At 71.7% G+C, this 20,058-nt stretch carries 19 protein-coding genes; 18 read left to right on the forward strand and 1 reads right to left on the reverse strand.

Going from position 1 to position 20,058, the window contains the following annotated elements:
- Positions 1-57 precede the first annotated feature (57 nt).
- The 11 genes from H7H31_RS02325 (at position 58) to H7H31_RS02375 (ending at position 12,084) form a co-directional block, all read left to right on the forward strand.
- Entirely contained in the window at positions 58-738 is a 681-nt protein-coding gene (locus tag H7H31_RS02325; RefSeq protein WP_187063192.1) for an SDR family NAD(P)-dependent oxidoreductase, read from the forward strand.
- A 115-nt stretch (positions 739-853) separates the two neighbouring features.
- The gene (locus H7H31_RS02330) at positions 854-1,519 is read left to right on the forward strand and encodes a hydrolase (RefSeq protein WP_187063193.1); all 666 of its coding nucleotides are present in this window, start codon (positions 854-856) and stop codon (positions 1,517-1,519) included.
- 187 nt (positions 1,520-1,706) lie between these two features.
- Positions 1,707-2,174 (forward strand): MarR family winged helix-turn-helix transcriptional regulator, encoded by a 468-nt coding sequence (locus H7H31_RS02335; protein WP_187063194.1) that lies wholly within the window; start codon positions 1,707-1,709, stop codon positions 2,172-2,174.
- Positions 2,175-3,821: 1,647 nt separating this feature from the next.
- Positions 3,822-4,382, forward strand: a complete 561-nt coding sequence (gene cysC / locus H7H31_RS02340) for an adenylyl-sulfate kinase (RefSeq protein ID WP_187063195.1) — start codon at positions 3,822-3,824, stop codon at positions 4,380-4,382.
- Positions 4,379-5,332 (forward strand): sulfate adenylyltransferase subunit CysD, encoded by a 954-nt coding sequence (gene cysD / locus H7H31_RS02345; protein ID WP_187063196.1) that lies wholly within the window; start codon positions 4,379-4,381, stop codon positions 5,330-5,332. Before cysC ends, cysD begins: the two co-directional genes overlap by 4 nt.
- 1 nt (position 5,333) lies before the next feature.
- Positions 5,334-6,776, forward strand: coding sequence for a sulfate adenylyltransferase subunit 1 (locus tag H7H31_RS02350; protein ID WP_187063197.1), 1,443 nt, complete (start codon positions 5,334-5,336; stop codon positions 6,774-6,776).
- 94 nt (positions 6,777-6,870) lie between these two features.
- On the forward strand, positions 6,871-7,560 hold the full coding sequence (locus H7H31_RS02355; protein WP_187063198.1) for an HAD-IA family hydrolase: 690 nt from the start codon (positions 6,871-6,873) through the stop codon (positions 7,558-7,560).
- Positions 7,557-8,843: a transaldolase family protein gene (locus tag H7H31_RS02360; protein WP_187063199.1), complete on the forward strand. Its 1,287-nt coding sequence runs from the start codon at positions 7,557-7,559 to the stop codon at positions 8,841-8,843. The genes H7H31_RS02355 and H7H31_RS02360 overlap by 4 nt, the downstream gene beginning before the upstream one ends.
- A 110-nt stretch (positions 8,844-8,953) precedes the next feature.
- On the forward strand, positions 8,954-10,102 hold the full coding sequence (locus tag H7H31_RS02365; protein ID WP_187063200.1) for a hypothetical protein: 1,149 nt from the start codon (positions 8,954-8,956) through the stop codon (positions 10,100-10,102).
- Positions 10,103-10,258: 156 nt separating this feature from the next.
- Positions 10,259-11,161: a family 3 encapsulin nanocompartment shell protein gene (locus H7H31_RS02370; protein ID WP_232109645.1), complete on the forward strand. Its 903-nt coding sequence runs from the start codon at positions 10,259-10,261 to the stop codon at positions 11,159-11,161.
- An 8-nt stretch (positions 11,162-11,169) separates the two neighbouring features.
- Complete coding sequence (locus H7H31_RS02375; protein ID WP_187117721.1) at positions 11,170-12,084, forward strand: sulfotransferase; 915 nt, start codon at positions 11,170-11,172, stop codon at positions 12,082-12,084.
- A gap of 145 nt (positions 12,085-12,229) precedes the next feature.
- On the opposite strand, the gene H7H31_RS02380 is transcribed toward H7H31_RS02375, so the two are convergent.
- Positions 12,230-13,585 carry an MFS transporter gene (locus tag H7H31_RS02380; protein WP_187062970.1) on the reverse strand — a complete coding sequence of 452 codons (1,356 nt, stop codon included), beginning with the start codon at positions 13,583-13,585 and terminating at the stop codon, positions 12,230-12,232.
- Between the two features lie 70 nt (positions 13,586-13,655).
- On the opposite strand from H7H31_RS02380, the gene H7H31_RS02385 reads away from it, so the two are divergent.
- The 7 genes from H7H31_RS02385 to H7H31_RS02415 all read left to right on the forward strand — a co-directional run bounded on the left by H7H31_RS02385 (position 13,656) and on the right by H7H31_RS02415 (position 20,034).
- Entirely contained in the window at positions 13,656-14,780 is a 1,125-nt protein-coding gene (locus H7H31_RS02385; RefSeq protein ID WP_187062971.1) for a GlxA family transcriptional regulator, read from the forward strand.
- 231 nt (positions 14,781-15,011) lie between these two features.
- Positions 15,012-15,524 carry a hypothetical protein gene (locus tag H7H31_RS02390; RefSeq protein ID WP_187062972.1) on the forward strand — a complete coding sequence of 171 codons (513 nt, stop codon included), beginning with the start codon at positions 15,012-15,014 and terminating at the stop codon, positions 15,522-15,524.
- 529 nt (positions 15,525-16,053) lie between these two features.
- Positions 16,054-16,932 carry an STAS domain-containing protein gene (locus tag H7H31_RS02395; RefSeq protein WP_187062973.1) on the forward strand — a complete coding sequence of 293 codons (879 nt, stop codon included), beginning with the start codon at positions 16,054-16,056 and terminating at the stop codon, positions 16,930-16,932.
- Complete coding sequence (locus H7H31_RS02400) at positions 16,929-17,339, forward strand: STAS domain-containing protein (RefSeq protein ID WP_187062974.1); 411 nt, start codon at positions 16,929-16,931, stop codon at positions 17,337-17,339. The genes H7H31_RS02395 and H7H31_RS02400 overlap by 4 nt, the downstream gene beginning before the upstream one ends.
- Entirely contained in the window at positions 17,323-17,787 is a 465-nt protein-coding gene (locus tag H7H31_RS02405) for an ATP-binding protein (protein ID WP_197995943.1), read from the forward strand. The genes H7H31_RS02400 and H7H31_RS02405 overlap by 17 nt, the downstream gene beginning before the upstream one ends.
- Positions 17,772-18,800: an ATP-binding protein gene (locus H7H31_RS02410; protein WP_187062975.1), complete on the forward strand. Its 1,029-nt coding sequence runs from the start codon at positions 17,772-17,774 to the stop codon at positions 18,798-18,800. The genes H7H31_RS02405 and H7H31_RS02410 overlap by 16 nt, the downstream gene beginning before the upstream one ends.
- Positions 18,784-20,034 carry a PP2C family protein-serine/threonine phosphatase gene (locus H7H31_RS02415; protein WP_187062976.1) on the forward strand — a complete coding sequence of 417 codons (1,251 nt, stop codon included), beginning with the start codon at positions 18,784-18,786 and terminating at the stop codon, positions 20,032-20,034. Before H7H31_RS02410 ends, H7H31_RS02415 begins: the two co-directional genes overlap by 17 nt.
- Positions 20,035-20,058: the final 24 nt, after the last annotated feature.

The following is a 20,058-nucleotide window of genomic DNA, read 5'->3' on the forward strand; positions in this document are numbered from 1 at the left end:
CGCCGGGGCGCCCGAACTCCCCACGCCCCGGCGGCCATTACACGAAGGAGAGCCACTGTGCCCACTCTCGCCATCGTCGGCGCCGGTCCCGGCATGGGACTGGCCATCGCCCGCACCTTCGGCAGCCGCGGCTTCGACGTCGCCCTGGTCGCGCGCACCAGGGAGAAGCTGGACACGCTGGTCGCCCAGCTCGGACAGGAAGGCATCACGGCCGCCGCGTTCCCCGCCGACATCCTCGACCGCGCCTCACTCGTCGATGCCCTGGAAGCCGCCGAGGCCCGCTTCGGCGGCATCGACGTACTGGAGTACTCGCCGGCCCCGCACTCCCCGGTGCCCGGCCTCACCCTGGCCGCTCCGTCGGAGGTCACGGTGGAGAACCTGCAACCGATGATCGAGTACGGCTTCTACGGCGCCGTAGCGGCGGCCCGGGTCGTGTTGCCCGCGATGCGCGCGGCGGGCGCCGGGACCCTGCTGTTCACCACTGGCGGCGGTTCCGTGGACCCGGTGCCGATGTTCGGCAACGCCAACGCGGCCCAGGCGGCTCTGCGTAACTGGGTGATCAACCTGAACAAGGAGCTGGCCGGCAGCGGCGTGCACGCCGCCCACGTGGCGATCAACGTCTGGATCGGCGGGGGCGGCCCGGAAGGCGGCCCGACGGCCACCCCCGAGCAGATCGCCCCCCTGTACTGGGACCTGCACGAACACCGCGACCGCTCCGAGGCCGTCTTCAACGCCTGACGGGCCCCCTCGGGCCTGAACGGAGACCAGTGGACAAGTAGTTGACGTGTCATATAGAAAGATGACGCGTCAACCAAATGGTTCGTGCGCGCCCGCACTCCTTAAGGAGATCTCGATGAGCACGTCGCCGAAGGCCGGCCTCGAAGCCCTGCTGACCCCCGAGGAGAGCGTCCTGGTGCTGATCGATCACCAGCCGTACCAGTTCGCGAACCTGCACAGCCACGAGCCGATGATGGTCACCAACAACGTCGTGGGCCTGGCCAAGGCCGCCAAGGGCTACGGCGTCCCGACGATCCTGACCACGGTCGTGGAGGAGCGCGGGGGTCTGCTGATCCAGCCGTTGCAGGACGTCTTTCCGGACCAGAAGCCGATCAACAGGACCCTCATCAACACCTGGGAGGACCAGGTCGTGGTGGACGCCGTGAAGGCCACCGGCCGCAGGAAGCTGATCATCGCCGGCCTGTGGACGGAGATCTGCGTGGCCATGCCCGCCATCCAGGCGGCGGGGGAAGGCTTCCACGTGTACGCCGTCACCGACGCGTCCGGGGGCGTGTCGGCCGAGGCTCACGACATGGCGGTACGGCGCATGACCCAGGCCGGGGTCGTGCCGATCACCTGGTTGGCCGTGATGTCCGAGTGGCAGCGCGACTGGGCCCGGACGGACCGCGTCACGCCCGAGGACCAGATGGCCGTCCTGGAGCACACGGGCGCCACCGGGATCGCGACGGTCTGGGAGCAGCAGCTTCTGAACACCCCGGTCGCCGAGACGGCCACGGCCTGACGGCGCGGGAGCCGGGGGCGGTCTCGGCACGGAGTGCCGCCCCCGGCTCCCACCCATCACGCGACCGTCCAAGAGCCGCCCAGCCGTCGACCCGTCGGGGGCGGGGACGCCCCGGTCGCGCCGTCACGGCGGCTCGTATACCCAGCCGGTCCGGTGACACGTCAACCAGTTCACTACACTCACCCTCGTGACTGACGGGGTGAACTGGCTGACGGCGGAGGAGCAGCACGCGTGGCGGAGCTTCGTCCGGTTGCATGAGCGACTCATCGGCCGCCTGGCACATCTGCTCCAGACCGAGTCGCGTCTCTCGGCGACGGATTACGCGGTCCTGGTCAACCTGACGGACGTGCCAGACGGCCGCCGGCAGTACCAGGACCTCGCGCGGGCGCTGGAGTGGGAGAAGAGCCGGATGTCCCACCACATCACGCGCATGATCGGGCGCGGCCTGGTAGCGCGCGAGGAGTCCCCGCAGGACGGCCGGGCCGCCTACGCGGTGATCACGGAGGCGGGACGCGAGGCCATCGCCGCGGCGGCCCCACTGCACGTACAGGCCGTCCGGTCCCTCTTCCTGGACCACCTCGCGCCGGCGGAACTCCGCGCCCTGGCCGAGATCTCCGTCCGCGTGGTGGAGAAGCTGGACGAGAACGACGCCTGAGCGGAGCACGCCAGTCCCCCGACGGCCGCGTGTGGCTGTGGCGCCGGGGGCGCGACTTCGTGATCGCGCCCGGTGGCCTGGCCACGCCGTCGGCGGGGGGTGGAGCATGACCATCGCCCGGGTGGCCGCGCCGCCCGCCTTTCCCTCCCGTGATGCCGGTGCGGGCGCCCCACCGGCGCCTAGGTTTCCTAGCACAACGGCACTCGCCGCTTACGACCGTGGCATTCGTGCAGCACGTAATAGCGGTTCAGGCTCAGGTGTCATCGAAATATTCTTCATCTGTGCTCGAACGTGGACGATAATGCCATTCGCCTCCGCATTTCGGGGCCCGGTGTGCGAGATTCCGGAAACCGTCCCCTCGCGGCAGCCCATGGTCAAGATTGCCGTGCAGGAGTAGGTCCGTGCTGGGGGCACGAAATCCTCCCCTGGAGTCGTGCACCAGGCGGCCAACGGATATCGCTCCTCGGCTCGCCTCGACTTCCGATGCGCCCACGCGCAAGCCTGGTCCCGCGAAGCCGGACCGGCCAGGGTCCGGAACCGACCAGCAGTCGACCGTCCGGCAGACCATCGTCCTGGCCGAGGCCGGAATTCGAGGGCCCGGTCGCCTTCGAGGAGGAGGGTGGCACCTCCGGCCGCCTCCAGCCCCCGGCGCCCCGGGCTCTGGTCACGGCACCGTGCCGCGCCCGGATGAAGGGCACTTTCTGGCCGCCTGGTCGTGGCGGCACCGGGACAGCCCGAGCGTGGGCGTGAGAGGTGGCTCCTGGTCGGCTCCACGCGACGCGGGCCGGCCTCACGCACCCGCTCGGGCACTGCGGGCGCGCGGCCTCGATCTCCCGCCGCCCTGGAGTGATCCGACTGCCGGCCGAGGGCTGTTCTCCGCCACGAGGGGCTCTTCTTCGGCCGTCCTGCCGGAGCGCATCTGGCCGGTTCTCGAAGGCGCGTACGCGGGCGCCGCCGGCGCACTTTGCCTAGTCGTCACCGGTTCAAGCAAAGCGCGCCGTCGACGGCGCGAGCTTCGGGGCGACGGTTGTCGATCTCCGGCCGAGGCGCGATTCTTGCGGCCGCGGGCGGTTGGCCGATACGTGCGGTAGGGATTTGGGCAGCGTGGGGGACAGTGATACGACGGAAAAGGAAATGCCGGTGTCACTAAAAGGCGAACGCGCGCCGGTGCGGAATTCCGCAAGGCGCCCGCACTGACACCGAGTTACGGCGAAGAGCGTGTCGCGGGCCGCCGTGAAATGGCGCGCCAGCGATTCCTGGTGTAAGCGTGAATACGGAGCGCGATCTTCCGGAGAGTCCGGTGAACGAACGGCTGGCAGCGCCTCATCACCGCCTCTCCGAGTGAAAGGTGAAGACGGCACGGGAGATCGCCCTTCCTCCTCTCCCTTGATGACGGTACTTCCGCTCGTCCCGCGTGTGACGTGAGGTCCGAGCGTTCGGCGGAAGCGGCGCGTTCAGCGGGTTCAGCAGCTCTCCCGCCGCGCCCGGAGCCGGCCCGAGCACTGCGGTGCGGCGGCGTTCCGGCGCGGCACGACATCGACGCGGCGGCGCGCTCACACATCGACAGATCGACACGTCAACACGCCCGCGACGGCGACACATCGCGTCGTCGACGCATCGACAGGCCATGACGATGAGGTGATCAGTATGGAGTCGGGACCGGTCTGCACCTGTTGGCCCGGCGCGACAGTGTGGATCACGGGGCTGCCCAGCGCGGGCAAGACGACCATCGCCACCCTGCTCGCGACGCACCTGAGAGGGCGCGGACGCCGGGTGGAGGTGCTGGACGGCGACCAGGTCCGTGCCTGCCTGTACTCCGGGTTGGGCTTCTCCCGCGAGGACCGGCACACCCATGTGCGGCGCGTCGGGATGATGGCCGAGGTCCTCGCCCGCAACGACGTCCTGGTCCTGGTACCGGTCATCGCTCCGTACGCCGACAGCCGTGCCGCTGTGCGGGCACGGCACCACCGCAGCGGGACGCGGTTCCTGGAGGTGCACGTGGCCACCCCCGTCGAGGTGTGCGCGCAGCGCGATGTGAAGGGCCTGTACGCGCGGCGGTCGGCCGGCGAGATCTCCGCGTTGACCGGCGTGGACGCCCCGTACGAAGCGCCCGAGGAACCGGACCTGGTGATCGAGGCACACCGGCAGGACGTCGGCGCGTCCGTCGCGGCGCTGCGCGCGCTGCTCACGACGAAGGGGGTGGCATGACCAGCGCGGTGACCGGCACGCACACCGACGGCGACGGGCGTCTGGGCGGGAGTCCGTACGCGCTCTCCCACCTGGACGTGCTGGAGTCGGAGACGGCACACATCTTCCGGGAGGTGGCGGGCGAGTTCGAGCGACCGGTGCTGCTGTTCTCCGGTGGCAAGGACTCGGTGGTGATGCTCCAGGTGGCGCTGCGGGCCTTCGCGCCGCAACCGCCCCCGTTCGCCCTGCTGCACGTGGACACCGGGCACAACTTCCCCGAGGTGATCGAGTACCGGGACCGGGTCGCGGAGCGGCACGGGCTGCGGCTGCACGTGGCGTCCGTACAGGAGTTCATCGACCGCGGCGAGCTGCGCGAGCGGCCGGACGGGACCCGTAACCCGCTCCAGACGGTGCCGCTGCTGCGCGCCATCGAGCAGGACCGCTTCGACGCGGTCTTCGGTGGCGGGCGGCGCGACGAGGAGAAGGCGCGGGCCAAGGAGCGGGTGTTCTCGCTGCGGGACGAGTTCGGCGGCTGGGACCCGCGCCGGCAGCGCCCCGAGCTGTGGCAGATGTACAACGGGCGGCACACGCCGGGCCAGCACGTCCGCGTCTTCCCGTTGTCGAACTGGACCGAGCTGGACGTGTGGCAGTACATCGCACGGCGGCGCATCGAACTGCCGGCCATCTACTACGCGCACGAGCGCGAAGTCTTCTCGCGCGACGGCATGTGGCTCGCGGCGGGCGAGTGGGGCGGGCCGCGCGACGGCGAGCGGGTGGAGCGGCGCCTGATGCGCTACCGCACCGTGGGCGACATGTCGTGCACCGGAGCCGTGGAGTCGGACGCCGACACGGTCGAGAAGGTCATCGCGGAGGTCGCGGCCTCGCGGCTGACGGAACGCGGTGCCACCCGGGCCGACGACCGGCTGTCCGAGGCCGCCATGGAAGACCGCAAGCGCGAGGGGTACTTCTGACATGAGCACGCGCGATATCGCACTCGGGACCCAGCACGGGGTCGACCGCGAGGGCCGCCCGGAGTCGGGCGCGGGGCCCGGCACCGCGACCGTCACGGAAACCGGCCCGCTCGCGTCGGTCACCACGCTGCTGCGCTTCGCCACCGCCGGTTCCGTCGACGACGGCAAGTCCACCCTGGTGGGGCGGTTGTTGTACGACTCAAAGTCGGTGTTGACCGACCAGTTGCGGGCCGTCGAGGCGGCGTCCGGCCAGCGCGGACACGACGGCCCCGACCTGGCGCTGCTGACCGACGGGCTGCGCGCCGAGCGCGAGCAGGGCATCACCATCGACGTCGCGTACCGCTACTTCGCCACGCCCCGGCGCCGCTTCATCCTCGCCGACACCCCGGGCCACGTGCAGTACACCCGCAACATGGTCACCGGCGCCTCCACCGCCGAACTGGCCGTCGTCCTGGTCGACGCCCGCAACGGCGTCGTCGAGCAGACCCGCCGACACGCCGCCGTCGCCGCCCTGCTGCGCGTGCCGCACATCGTGCTCGCCGTCAACAAGATGGACCTGGTGGACTACGCGGAGCCGGTGTTCACCGCCATCGCGAAGGAGTTCACCGACTACGCCGCCTCACTCGGTCTGAGCGAGGTCACCGCCATCCCGATCTCGGCGCTGACCGGCGACAACGTGGTGACCGGCTCGTCCCGCACGGACTGGTACACCGGTCCGACGGTGCTGGAGCACCTGGAGGCGGTGCCCGTCACCCACGACCCGGGCCAGGAGGTGGCCCGGCTGCCGGTCCAGTACGTCCTGCGCACCCACGGCCCCGAGCGCGTCGAGCGCCGGTACGCGGGGCAGTTGGTGTCGGGGATGCTACGGGTGGGGCAGCCGGTGACCGTGCTGCCGGCGGGGCACACCAGCACCATCGAGGCCATCGACAACCTGGGCGATGCGGTGGACGTGGCCTGGGCCCCGCAGTCGGTGTCCCTGCGCCTCGCCGACGACCTCGATGTCGCGCGCGGCGACCTCGTCGTGCCACGGGACGCGGCGGTGGAGCCGACCCGGCGGCTGACGGCAACCGTCTGCCACCTGAGCGACGCCCCGCTGCGGCCGGGCGCGAGGGTCTTGCTGCGGCACGCCACGCGCACGGTCGCGGCGGTGGTCGAGGAGATCCCGTCCCGGCTCGTGCTCGCGGACCTGACACAACACCCGGAGCCGGGGGAACTCGTGGCCAACGACATCGGCCGGGTGGTGGTGCGCACCCTGGAGCCGCTCGCCGTCGACCCGTACGCCCTCTGCCGGCGCACCGGTTCCTTCCTGCTCATCGACCCGTCGGACGGGACGACGCTGACGGCGGGCATGGCCGGGCGCGCCTTCGGTGAGGCGGCGGAGGCGGACGCGCAGGGGGCCGGCGGCCGGGGAAGCGAGGCACCGGACCGCTCCCACATGACCTGAGCACCAGTCCGTGCGGGGCCGTGCCGCGCGCGGCGGCGCGGTGCGCCGCGCCCGCCCACGGCACGCCCCGACCACGACGCGAACAGGATGAGGAATGTCCGATCACTTAGTTGTCTTCGACTGCGACGGAGTGCTGGTGGACAGCGAGACGCTGTCCGCCCGGGTCATGCGCGACATGGCCAGCGAACTCGGTGTGACCTTCGCCGGCGATACGGCGCTCGCGATGATCCAGGGGCGCAAGGTCGCCGAATGGGTGGCGGAACTGGGTGAGTTGGCCGGCCGGCCCGTGTCCGACGCCTTCGTACCCGAGTTCCGCAGCCGCTGCGCCGCGGCGTTCGACCGCGAACTCCTCGCCGTCGACGGGGTCGACGAGCTGCTGTCCGGCCTGGACCTGGCGTTCTGTTGCGCCTCCAGCGCCCCGCTGGAGAAGATCCGGCACGTCCTGGGCCGCACCGGCCTGCTGCGCCACGTGCGCCCCGAACACCTTTACAGCGCCTACGAGATAGGGGTCTGGAAGCCGGACCCGGGGCTGTTCCTGCACGCCGCCCGGGCCCACGGTGTCCCGCCGGAGCGGTGCGCGGTGGTGGAGGACAGCACGCCGGGTGTCCGGGCCGGCCTGCGCGCCGGCATGACGGTGTTCGGCTACGCGCCGAACGGCGTCGCGGCGTTCGCCGAGGAGGACGTCACGGTGTTCCACTCCATGCGGGAGCTTCCGGAACTGCTGCGGCGTTGGCACGCGGCGCTCCCCGACGCCGCCACGCCCGCGAGGGAGGTGTGCCGGTGACCACGCTCCAGGGCTACTACGGCACCACACCCGCCGCCTGTGCGCACCACGAGGTCGACGACACGGACCGCAGCGTCCTGGAGAAGCTCCAGCGGGCGAACGCGTCCGCCGAGATCTGGTGGGACTCCCCGCCGCTGGACTTCCCCGCCTGGCGGGACACCGTCCTCGATCGCGCCCCCGACCCGCTGCTCCGGGCCCGGTGGGCCCGGCACTTCGAGCGGTTCATGGCCCTGGACGACCCGGAGCGCTCGCTGGTGCGCGGGGTGACGACCAACCCCTCGCTGGTGGCCAAGAGCGTGCTGAACGCGCCGCGGAAGTGGTCGCGCGAGGTGCGGCGGCAGGCGACGCAGCAACGGAAGTTCGACGCCGAGTCGGTGTTCCGGCTCATCTACCGGGGGGTCGTCGCCCAGTCCTCGCACGCGATGCTGCCGCTGTGGCAGCACACCGACGGCCGGTACGGCTGGGTCTCCGCCCAGCTCGACCCGCGCCTGATGTTCGACTGGCGCGGCATGCTCGCCGAGGCCCTGACGCTGACCGAGGTGAACCCCAACGTGATGGTCAAGGTGCCGGGCACGCCCGCCGGTTACGTGGTCATCAAGGAGCTGGTCAGCCGGGGCGTCTCGATCAACAACACGCTCACCTACACCGTGCCGCAGTTCCTCGAATGCGTGCGGGCGGTGGAGGAGGGGCGCGCGGTGGCGGAGCACGCCGGGATCGGCACCGACCGCTGGCGCGCCGTGATCACCCACATGATCGGCCGCTTCGGCTCCCAGGGCGACCTGCTCAGGGAGGCCGAGGAGTACGGGGTGGAGCTGGGCCCGCTGGACGTGCGCTGGGCCGAGGTGGCGGTGTTGAAGCAGATCACCCGGTTGCTCGGCGACGAGCACCACCCGGTGAAGATGCTGCTGTCGAGCCTGGAGGTGGAGGACCCCGCGGCGGCCCCCGGCGTGCTGAGCATGCACCTGGAACAGACCGCCGGCGCGGACATCGTCTACACCTGCAAGCCCGCCTTCGTGGAGGCGGTCACGCGGCGCGAGGGCGAGCTGGCCCGGTTCGACCCGGAGGCCATCCGGCGCCCGGTCCCCGCCGACGTGCTGGCCCGGCTCAACCGACTGCCCTACTTCCGGTGCGCCGTCGAGCCGGGCGGCATGCGGCCGGAGCAGTTCGCCGACCACGGCGCCTTCGCCGCCACCCGTACCGAGGTGCACCGGAACACCTGCCGCCTCATCGACTTCGTCAGGCACCAGATCGACGAGCTGCCGGCCGGAGTGCGCGGCGGCTGACCGGCCGCCCGCCCGCTCGGCCGCGCCCCGAGGCACGAGCCGCGGCCACGGCGGCGGCAGCAGCGGAAGGAACCCGGCGAAGGAACCCGGCGGAAGGAAGAGGAGGAAGGATGTCACCGAAGGCCGCACAGCGCGAGAAGCCGCTGATCATGGTGGTGGGGTGCGGTGATCTGGGGTCGCGGCTGCTCACCATGCTGCTCCAGACGCCCGAGACCCAGCACGTGGTGATCACCGGCCGCGACGAGGAGAGGCTGACCCGGACGGCGAACCTCGCCCGGTTCACCGCCGCGAACCTGGGGCTCGTCGGGGAGGTGGGCGTCGAGCGGGTCGACCTCGAAGACGTCGACGCGACCGCCGAGACCCTGGCCCGGGTGCGCCCGGACATCGTCGTGATGACGGCGTCGCTCCAGTCCTGGCGGGTCATCACCCAGCTCCCCAGGGAGCACTTCGAGGCCCTGGACGAGGCGCAGTTCGGCCCCTGGCTGCCGATGCACCTCACGCTGAACCACCAGCTCGCGAAGGCCGTCCGGGAGTCCGGCACCGCGCCGGTGGTGCTCAACGCGGCGTTCCCCGACGCGGTGGGCCCGGTGCTGGACACGGTGGGCCTGGCCCCCACCGCGGGCATCGGCAACGTCGCCAACATCATCCCGGCACTGACCTTCGGCTTCGCCATCGAGGCCGGGGTCGCGCCGGCCGACGTGCGCGTACGCCTGATCGCCCAGCACTACTTCAGCCACTACGTGCCCCGGTTCGGCGACGAGGGCAACGGGCGCTACCACCTGTCGGCGACCGTGAACGGCGAACCCCTAGACGACATCCCGCACCGCGCGGTCTTCGCCCACCTCAGCGGGCGGCTGCGCAGGCTCGGTGGGGAGGCCGGCCAGTTGCTCACCGCCTCCTCGGCGATGCGGGTGGTGCACGCGCTGGCGGGCGGCGGCGAGCGGGCGGCGCACGCTCCCGCGCCGGGCGGGCTGCCTGGCGGCTACCCGGTGCGCGTCAACGCCGGCGGCATCGCGCTGGACCTGCCCGCCGACGTGCCGCTCGACCTCGCCGTGGCCATCAACGAGGACTGCCAGCGCGCGGACGGCATCGACCGCGTCGACGCCGACGGCACGGTCACCTTCTCCGCGCGCGAGATGTCCGTGATGAAGGAACTGCTGGGCTACGAGTGTCGGACGATGCGCCTGGAGGACAGCGGCGAGTGGGCGGAGGAACTGGGCGCCAAGTACCGCAAGTTCGCTGAGCGCGTCACCGCCTGAGGCGCGGAACGCCCCCGCGCTCCCCACCCGCCCGCACGCCGCCCCCGCGCCGCGCGGCCCGCCGCCCTGCCCGACACGCGCCCGGCACCGCCCGCGCGCCCCCGGCGCGCGCGTCCGGCCGTACCCGTGACCACCCGGTCGTCCACGATCCACCCGATGACGAAGGAGAACGCGATGACCACCCAGCCCCTGGGCAGCGAGATCGAGATCGCCTACGAGGACGCGAACAACGAGAACCTCACCCCCGGTGAGGACTTCGCGCGGGCCGTCGCCGCACGGACCGACGAGGACGAGGTCGTCGTCCCGTTCCAGGCGTACCTGCCCGCCTCGTTCCCGCTGCTGAAGACCCGCCCGCGCTACATGGTGCGGCACCTGCTGAAGGTGGGCCGGGTCCGCGACGGGAACGGCGCCTACCTGGAGGAGTTCACCCACACCGACCGGGGTCCCAGCGGCACGGCGTACCAGGCCACGCCGGAGTCCACCTTCAGCTCCGAGCTGCGGACAGCGCGGTTCACGGACGTGGAGATGACGCTGAACGTGCCGGTGGACTTCGTCCGCAGGCCCGGGTTGCTGGCCAGCTTCATCGACTACCGGATGTTCGTGCGCATGTGGACGCAGGAGAACGAGATACTCCTCTACGGCAGCAAGGACGGCCACGTCGAGGGCCTGATGAACATGAAGGGGCTGCGCAGGCAGACCGGCAGCGGGGACATCCACCGCGAACTGTCCCTCGCGGCCTGCGAGGTGGAGGAGACCGGCGGCTCCTGCGACGGCATCGTCGTCCACCCCGAGCTGTACTGGCTGGCCGCCGAGAGCGGCTTCCTAAACCGGTTCCGCAACGCGGGCGTGACGGTGTCGCGCACCAGGATGATGCCGCGCGGCAAGGCGCTGCTCGCGGACTTCCGGGCCGGGGCGACCCTGCTGAACCCGGGTGTGTCCACGCTGACGCTCAGCAAGGACCCGAAGGCGCCGGACCGCCGCGTCATCACCGCGCGCACCAGGCTGGGGCTCGCGGTGCACGTGCCGCAGCACTTCCTGCTGTACAGCCACGAGGGGTGAGCGGCGCGGTGCCGGAGGAGAAACTGCGTGTCCTGTACATCACGGGCATGATGCGGTGCGGCAGCACCTTCGTCGGCAACGTCCTGAACGAGATGCCCGGGGCGGTACACATCGGCGAGCGGTACTTCCTGTGGAAGAACGCGCTGCTCAGGGACGGCACGAACACCCTGTGTGGCTGCGGGCGCGACCTGCTGGAGTGCGAGGTGTGGTCCGGCCGGCTGCGGGACCCCGGCGGGTGGAAGGCCCGACGGCTGTGGGACCTGCAACAGCGCTTCCTGCGCACCCGGCACACCGCGCCACGGCTGGCGGAGCTACGCGGCCACCGCGACCCACCGCCCGAGGTCGCGGAGCTGGGCGACGCGATAGCCAACACCCTGCGCGGGGTCGCCGAGGCCAGCGGCGCCCCGCTGGTCATCGACAGTTCCAAGAACGCGGCCGACGCCGCCGTGCTCGCCCGGCGCCCGGACCTCGACGTCCGGCTGCTGCACCTGGTGCGCGACCCACGGGCCACGGTGACGTCCTACCTGGCGCCCAAGGACTACCTGGAGCGGATGAGCGCGGCGCGGACCCTGTCCTACTGGGCCGCGTTCAACGTGGCGTCCGAGGCCGTCGGCGGCACGCTCGGCGACAGGCGCTACCTGCGGCTGCGGTACGAGGACTTCACGCGCGCCCCGCGCCCGGCCATCGACGAGATCGCCCGGTTCGCCGGCACCGAGGACACCTCGGCGATCGACTTCGCGTCCGAGCGGTCCGTCGTGCTCGGCACCAACCACACGGTCACCGGCAATCCCGACCGCCTCCGGCAGGGCACGATCGAGATCAGGACGACCGAGCCGTGGCGGGAGACCATGTCGACGCCGGGCCGGACGGCCGCCTACGCCGGCGTGGCGCCGCTCATGCTCAGGTACGGGTACCACCGGTAGCGACCGCCGCCGTCTGGGACCCGTGACCAGCGGCGGGCCGGGCCACGCGCCCGGCCCGCCGTCGCATGGCCCCGTTCGGCAGGCCGGCCGGTCGCGCGGGGGTCGGCCGCGCCGTGGGCGGGAGCCGACCGGGTGGTCGCGGCGGTCAGCCGCGCCCCCGGTCGGCCGGGCCGCGCGCCCCGTGCGCGGACCGGGAGCCATCGGCACCGGCCCGGACGGCCTCGGGGGCGGGCGGCGCGCTGCCCTGGCTCTCCGGGGCGCGGGCGGGTTCGCGCGCCACCCGGTAGGTGGTCCAGGCGAGGGTTAGGACCGCGAGAACGGCGGTCAGCACCAGCAACGCGCTCACGGACAGCGCGTGTTCGGCGACCGCCAGCAGGTACGGCGCGCCGAAGCCGAGGTAGGCGATGGCCTGGAAGACGGCGGTCAGCCTGCCCAGGTTCTCCGGGCCCGCCATGCGCTGCACCTCCATCAGGCCGTACACCAGGCAGCAGCCGTACCCCGCGCCCAGTACGAGCGCCGCCGCCGCGACCAGCCACCAGCGCGCGTCCGCGGCGGCGATCGCGCCGAGCACCAGTCCGACGACCACGATGCCCAGCGCGGTGGCGATCAGGTACGGCTTGTCGGGGCGGCTGACCCGGCGCGCGAGCGGCTGCACGAGGATGCCGGCGACCATGGTCAGGGCGGTGACCACCGCGCTGAACAGCAGCGCGTCATCGCCCAGCTCCTCTCGTACCAGGCCGGGCAGATAGGCGAGCGCGATCGACGACGCGCCGAAGACCCACGGGGCCAGCGGCACCACCACGAGGCGGAAGCGGCGACCGCTCTCCCGGGACAGGCGCGGCCGGGCCCACAGCACGGTGTCCGCCTCCGCCTGCCGGGTCTCCGGGGCGCGCAGCACCAGCGGCAGGGCGACGAGGGCGAGCAGCACGTGCGGGACGTAGGAGGTGACGATCGGATGGGGCGCCCACTGCGCCAGCAGCCCGGCGACGAGCGGGCCCACCGCGAAGCCGGTGGTCATGCCGATCGTCGCGCGCCGGGCCCCGACGTGGGCGTCCTGGCCGGAGCCGTGGACCGTCAGCTCCTTGATCCACGCGGTGCCGGCGCTGAACGCCGCCCCGCTGGCGACACCGGCGACCAGCCGCCCGACGAACAACCAGGCCAGCCCCGAGTCCGCCAGCATCAGCAGGCCACTGGCCAGCGCCGAGACACCCAGCGCGGGTGCCAGCATGCGGCGGCGCCCGTACCGGTCGGACAGCGGGCCGCCCAGCAACAGCCCGGGAATCAGCCCGATCGCGTAGAGGGCGTACGTGGCCTGCACCGTCGCCGTGGAAACGCCCAGCTCGGAGCGGTACATCAGCAGCAGCGGCGCGAACTGGTTGGCTCCCCAGCCGACAGCGGCGACCCCCAGGGCGATCGCCAGCCAGGCGCGTCCGCCGGCCCCGGGAGGCCGGGCCTGACTGGCCGGTGGTTCACGGTCGACACGCGTTGTCTGATCGGTCATATACCGACAGTGACGGCGCCCACCACTCCTCGCAATGGGCCGGAATGCCAACACGCGTACAATTTGGGCCATGACCTCCGTGGCTCTGGCCGTAGTCGACGGGATGCCCCTGTTCGAGCTGTCCATTCCCTGCACGATCTTCGGCCCCGGCAATCCGGAAGCGGTCGGCGCGGGCTACGAGCTGACCGTCTGCGCCCCGCCGGGGGCCATGATCGGCGGCTGGCTGCGCGCCGAGACCTCACATCGGCTGGACGACCTGGTGAAGGCCGACACGGTGATCGTGCCGGCCTGCGACGACGCCATGGACCAGCCGCCCGCCGACCTGGTGGAGGCCGTCCGCGCGGCTCACGAACGGGGCGCGCGCATCGCCTCCATCTGCACGGGCGCGTTCGTACTGGCCGCCGCCGGACTCCTCACCGGTCGCCGCGCCACCACCCACTGGATGTACGCGCCGAGGCTCGCCGAGTCCTACCCGGACGTCGAGGTGGATCCCGATGTGCTCTACATCGACGACGGTGACGTGCTGACGGCGGCGGGGCAGGCCGCGGGGATCGACCTGTGCCTGCACATGGTGCGTACCGACCACGGGGCCGCCACGGCCAACCGGCTCGCGCGACGACTGGTGGTGGCCCCGCACCGGGCCGGCGGCCAGGCACAGTTCGTCGCGACCCCGCTCCCCGGCCCGGACGACGGCGCGCCCAGTACGAACCGGCACGACCTGGCCGGGCTGCTGGAGCGGACGCTGGAGCACCTGGACGAGCCGGTCACGGTCGCGGTGCTGGCCCGCAGGGCCGGTATGAGCCCGCGCCACTTCACCCGCCGGTTCGCCGCCGTCACCGGCACCAGCCCGCTGCAGTGGCTGCTCACCCAGCGCGTCCGCCGCGCCCAGGAACTGCTGGAGGTCACGGACGACAGCGTCGACCGGATCGCGGAGCGCGTGGGCATCGGCACCCCGACGACCCTGCGCCGGCACTTCCACCGCATCGTCGGCGTCTCCCCCATCGCCTACCGACGCGCGTTCACCGAGGCCCGCGGCCTGCGCCCGCCCACCACCCCACCCGCGCCGCCACCGGGCAGGGCCGCCACGACCGGTGCCACGGCGTCCGGGGCCACCGCATCCGGGGCGGACGCCGCCACCCGTGCCGCCCCGCGCACCGGCGCTCCGGCCGACCCCGCGCCGGCCCGTACGACCTGACCGCGATCAGCCCCCTGGCCCTCCGGGTCCGGCCCGCGGCCTCACGGCCAGGACCTCGCCCAGAGCTTCGTGCCACCGCCCAGCATGTGTCCATGGGCCGTTGGCTCGGTTGCGTAGCAGGCATTGGGTCCCGGTCGCGGTCGCGTACCGCGAGCGGGACGGGTCCCGGGCGGGGCACGCGATCCTGGGTTCACCGAGGACAGCCGGGACTCTCATCATGGAGCGGAGCCCATGCGTCAGAAGCTCTTCACAGGCCGCCCGGGTATCTTCGGCGTACTCCTCGCGCCGGGTGTGGCACTGCTGCTGACGGGGTGCGGGAGCGACGGGACGGACAAGTCCGCCCCGGAGCAACCGAGCGCGGCCCGAACGTCGGCGAGCACAGCAGCGCGTTCACCGGGCCCGAGCACGACGCCGACCCAGAGTCCGACCAGTTCGCCCCCGCCCCGCCCTACCGGTGAAAGTCTCCCGTCGGAGCCGGCTACGAGCGCGAGCGACTTCGTCGAGGAGGCGTTTGGCGCGGCGCGCGTCGGCGCCCTTCAAAGCGGCCTGCGCTTCATCGATCCGGCGCTCGGCGCGCCCGAGGACCTGGCCAAGGCCGATGCGCAGTGTGTCGACCTCCAGCGGAACGTCGACAAGCCGGACGAGGTCGCCGCACGGCGGTTCAGCACCGGGAACCACAAGGTGACCGAGGCCGACGGTAAGCGGATCAACACGCTGTTGCGCCACATCTACTGCGGTCGATGACCGTTGCCCGTGGCCGAGCGGGGCAGACCCGCTTGGGGCCCAATGCCCTTGCAGGGCCAGCCATCCCCTCGTGCCTCTTCGATCTCGGCTTCGACGGCTTCCTCGTGGTCGGCGTACAGGTCGACATGCAGAGACCCCGCGCCGGCGTGACAGCGCGGGTTCCCGGCATGGGCTGGTCCCGCAAGGCGGTCGCACATGGCACTCCCCTCGACACGGGACCGATCCCCAGGCTCCCCGGCTCCGGCCCCGCTCCTGGTCCTGGCCCCGGTCCTGGTCCTGATCCTGATTTCGAGTGAGCCAGTCGCTCGGCCTCCCAGCCGTCCATCCATGGCACGTGGCCGCGAGCTCTTGACCGATAAGTCCCGTAGCGCCACGGGCGCATCGCGTGAGGGGCGCTTGCGCGTACTGCGTAGGTCGCTAATATTTAGCCGCCGGCAACTATTGTTCGGCGCAGGAGGCACCCGCTCTTCCGCACCACTCGACTCCGACTCGTGACGGTGTGCTGGGCGTCGCAAGCGAGGAGCATCTGGTGAGTAGTAGTGAGACCGCCACGCGAGAGCGCGTGATCAACGCACTCGACGAGCGTGCCGACAAGATCGCCGATCGGTGGGTGCAGCTGCAACTACAGCGTAGCGAGGCCGGATCCGGGATCAGCGAAGCGGAGTTGCACGAGGAGGCGGACTCCGTGGTCGCCGCCCTCTCGGCGAGTCTGGCCGGCGGTCTGCCGGTGGAGCGCGTGGTGACGGCGCATCCCGAGTTGCACCGCGTGATCACCGAGCTCTCGCTGCGCCGCGCGCGGGGTGGGGCCTCACCCACCGACACGTTCCTCGCGGTCCTCACCCTCAAGGAGGCCCTGCTGGAGTCCGTACAGGAGTCCGTGCGGGCCGCTGACGACGCGCTTGCCGTCGCGCTGCTGATCAACAGGCTGCTGGACGCCGCTGGCGCACTCTCGTTCAACACCTACGTCGAGGGCCGGGAGGAGATCATCGGGCGGCAGAGCCGGCAGTTGCTGGAGCTGTCGACTCCCGTGGTCCGGCTGTGGCGTCACGTGCTCGCCGTACCGCTGATCGGGACCCTCGACACCGCACGCACCCAGGTGGTCATGGAGAACCTGCTGCAGGGAATCCAGGATCACGAGGCGCTCGTCGCGATCATCGACATCACCGCTGTTCCCACGGTGGACACGGCCGTAGCGCAGCACCTGATGCAGACGGTCAACGCGGTACGGCTGATGGGCGCCGACTGCGTCATCAGCGGGATCCGGCCCCCCATCGCGGTGACCATCGCCCAGCTCGGCATCGACCTCTCCTCCATCCTCACCCGGTCGACCCTCGCCGACGCCCTGTCCGTCGCCATCAAGATCACCGAAGGTGATCAGCTGAGGGCCGAAGCATCGGCAGTGCGATGAACGCCCGGCCCGTGGCGGGGGTGCCCATACTGCGGCTGGGCAACGTACTGGTCACCGGGCTCCTCGACGAACTCGACGACAAGGCCGCCCTGGCCTTCACCGACGAGCTCACCCAGCGCATCACGGCGGAGGACGCGAGCGGTGTCCTCATCGACATCTCCCGACTGGAGATCATCGACTCCTTCGTCGCCCGCACTCTCATGGAGCTCACCACCATGGCCAGGCTCCTCGGGGCCCGGGTGATCGTGGCGGGCATGCTTCCTCCGGTGGCGATCACCTTGGTGGAACTGGGTCTGCACCTGGAGGGGGTCGAGACCGCGCTCAACGCCGAACGGGGCATGGCTTTGCTCGGATGGCAACAAAACCGCCAGCTCCCCGAGGGGGCACCCAGTGCTGCGCTCCACTGACCCATCCGCTTCCTTCGACACCGCCCCCCGCCCCGACCCACGGCCGGGTGAGCCGCACTCGTACCCGGTGCGTACGGAGGAGGACCTGCTCGCGGCCCGTCACGCCGTTCGCGCGGCCACCCTGGCCCTCGGATTCGGCATCGTCGACCAGACCCGCATCGTCACCGCCGCCAGCGAACTCGTACGCAACGCCTACATCCACGGCGGGGGCGGCACCCTCACCCTCACCTTGCTCGAACGTCCGGGCGCGCGGGGCCTACGGCTCGTCATCAGCGATGACGGGCCAGGCATCCACGACGTCCAGCAGGCCCTCACCGACGGGTACACCACGGGGGCCGGACTGGGCCATGGGCTGGGCGGGGCACGACGGCTGATGGACGATTTCGGTATCGACTCGGCGCCGGGCCGGGGCACCACCGTCACGGCCACCCGATGGACGACACCGTGACACCGGCACCCGCCAGGCCGACCGTCCAGGTCCGTGTCGACCACCACAGCGCCGTCCAGCTCGCCGCGGAAGCCGCCCGCGCGGTCGCCGAGTCGAGCGGTCTGAGCGGTTCCCTCCCCGACCAGGCCGCCGTGCTGGCGTCGGAACTCGCCGGGAACCTCGCCAAGCACGCCACCGGCGGCTCGGTCTATGTGCAGCCGCTCCTCCTCGGAGGCGGAATGGAGATTCTCGCCGCCGATCGCGGGCCCGGCATCGACGACCTTCCCCGCGCCCTCACCGACGGATACAGCACCACCGCGACCCTCGGCGCCGGCCTGGGCGCCGTCCGTCGCATCGCCACGGACTTCACCATCCGCACCGAGCCAGGCACCGCGACCCTTGCCTGTGCCCGGCTCACCGAGGCCGACCACCGGCCGAGGGCTCATCAGGAGATCGGTTCCATCTGCCTTCCCATCGACGGCGAACAGCCCTGCGGCGACGCGTGCGCCTCGGCTGACACCGAGGATTGTCGTACGGCCTTCGTCGTGGACGGCCTCGGACACGGCCCTGAGGCATCGGAGGCGGCACAGGCCGCCCTGCGCGTGTTTCACCGCGCACCCGACCGCGCGCTCCACGACATGCTCTTCGCCGTCCACCGGGCGCTACGCCACACCCGCGGTGCCGCAGTCGGCGTCATGCGGCTGCACCACGACCGGACCGAGTACTGCGGCGTCGGCAACATCCGCGCCCTGGTCGTGACTCCCGAGGCCGCCCGCCACGGGATGACCGGCCTGCCCGGTGTCGTCGGGTGGAACATGCCGACCCCGCGTACACACACCCTGCCCACGGGCCCGGGAGTCATCGCTGTGCTGCACTCCGACGGGATCCACCCGCGATGGGCCCACACACCCTCGCGCTTCCTGCTCCGGCTGCCGCCCGCGCTGCTCGCGGCAGCAGTGGCTCACACTCACCGTTCGACGCGGGACGACGCGACCTTCCTCGCCGCCAGGGCACCCGGTGGCCGTTTTGTCTGACACCTTCCGGACGTTGCGCCCCTTGCGCCGCGCCCTGCGCCAGGTGGCCGACGCGTACGGCCTCCCCCTCGAAGTGCGCGCCCGGCTCGTTCTCTCGATCAGCGGCGTCGCCGGCCACGAACTGCGAGCCGGACGCACGGTCAGGCTCGGCTCGGCCTGTCAGCCAGGTTCCAAGGGGCAGCCGACGCTTCTCTCCGTCAGCCTGGTGTCGCCGGCGTCGCGGAGCCCGCTGCCGTTGGCCGGGCTCCCCCTTGCCGCGCAGGCGGTCTGCGACACCACGGCCACCTGGCACGTGCCTGTCCCGGAAGGAGCCGAGCCGCCCACCGGCGCACGCACACCGCGCGTGGTGCGGGAATCGGAGAACGAAGAGCTGGAACAGGAACTACGGGCCTCACTCGCGCGCGTGGACGCCTTCGCCGCCGAACACCGCGTCCTCAAGCACGAACTGGCCGAGACCAACAGTGGCGTACTCGCCCTGTACATCCAGCTCGAAGAACGTGACGAGCAACTGCGCCAGGCGCACGGGCGGATGCTGCAGGAGATGGAGAACGCCCTTCGGCCCCCTCCCCTGGCAGTGGACGGCCTGGAACTCGCCGTCCACTACGAACCCGCCAACACGCACGACCCCACCGGTGGCGACCTCTACGACTGGTTCCACCTGCCCGACGGAACCGTCCACATCACGGTCGTCGACGCCCTCGGACACGGAATCACCAGCACGCGGAGCGCCCTGAACGTGACCCACGCCGTGCGGACCCTGGCGCTGGACGGGCACCCGCTGACCAAGATCGTCAAGCGGGCCGACGAGATACTCATGCCTCTGGACAGCGATCTCCTGGCCACCGTGCTCCTGGCCCGGCTCAACCCGGCGACGGGCGAACTCCGCCTGGCCAACGGCAGCCACCCTCCAGCGCTCCTCGTCCGCTCGGACGGCCGGGCCGACTTCCTCAACGTACGAGGACGCGGCATCGGTTACCCGTTGGCCGGCAGCGACAAGGTGCTCCAGACCCGGATGGAACCGGGCGATCTGCTGTTGCTGTACACCGACGGCCTCACCGAGAGTCGCCGCGATCCCATCGAGGGCGAAGCGCGCCTCATCGACTCGGCCCGGAAGCGGTCACGGGACCCGACAGCGTCCCTTCCCGGAGCCATCGCGGGAGACATGCGCACGGTCGTACTGCACTCGGACGACACGCTCGCCCTCGTCGTGCGCATGGGCCGACCCGGGAACTGACCAGGTGCCCCGAACCGCCGCCTT

This window comes from Streptomyces buecherae, from assembly GCF_014295035.1.
GTDB classification, from domain to species: domain Bacteria; phylum Actinomycetota; class Actinomycetes; order Streptomycetales; family Streptomycetaceae; genus Streptomyces; species Streptomyces youssoufiensis.

Excerpts from the sequence above, each read along its gene's own strand:
- H7H31_RS02330 (WP_187063193.1), top strand. The coding sequence starts at position 854 with ATGAGCACGTCGCCGAAGGCCGGCCTCGAAGCCCTGCTGACCCCCGAG.
- cysC (WP_187063195.1), top strand. The coding sequence starts at position 3,822 with ATGGAGTCGGGACCGGTCTGCACCTGTTGGCCCGGCGCGACAGTGTGG.
- cysD (WP_187063196.1), top strand. The coding sequence starts at position 4,379 with ATGACCAGCGCGGTGACCGGCACGCACACCGACGGCGACGGGCGTCTG.
- H7H31_RS02350 (WP_187063197.1), top strand. The coding sequence starts at position 5,334 with ATGAGCACGCGCGATATCGCACTCGGGACCCAGCACGGGGTCGACCGC.
- H7H31_RS02355 (WP_187063198.1), top strand. The coding sequence starts at position 6,871 with ATGTCCGATCACTTAGTTGTCTTCGACTGCGACGGAGTGCTGGTGGAC.
- H7H31_RS02365 (WP_187063200.1), top strand. The coding sequence starts at position 8,954 with ATGTCACCGAAGGCCGCACAGCGCGAGAAGCCGCTGATCATGGTGGTG.
- H7H31_RS02370 (WP_232109645.1), top strand. The coding sequence starts at position 10,259 with ATGACGAAGGAGAACGCGATGACCACCCAGCCCCTGGGCAGCGAGATC.
- H7H31_RS02380 (WP_187062970.1), bottom strand. The coding sequence starts at position 13,585 with ATGACCGATCAGACAACGCGTGTCGACCGTGAACCACCGGCCAGTCAG.
- H7H31_RS02385 (WP_187062971.1), top strand. The coding sequence starts at position 13,656 with ATGACCTCCGTGGCTCTGGCCGTAGTCGACGGGATGCCCCTGTTCGAG.
- H7H31_RS02390 (WP_187062972.1), top strand. The coding sequence starts at position 15,012 with ATGCGTCAGAAGCTCTTCACAGGCCGCCCGGGTATCTTCGGCGTACTC.
- H7H31_RS02400 (WP_187062974.1), top strand. The coding sequence starts at position 16,929 with ATGAACGCCCGGCCCGTGGCGGGGGTGCCCATACTGCGGCTGGGCAAC.
- H7H31_RS02410 (WP_187062975.1), top strand. The coding sequence starts at position 17,772 with ATGGACGACACCGTGACACCGGCACCCGCCAGGCCGACCGTCCAGGTC.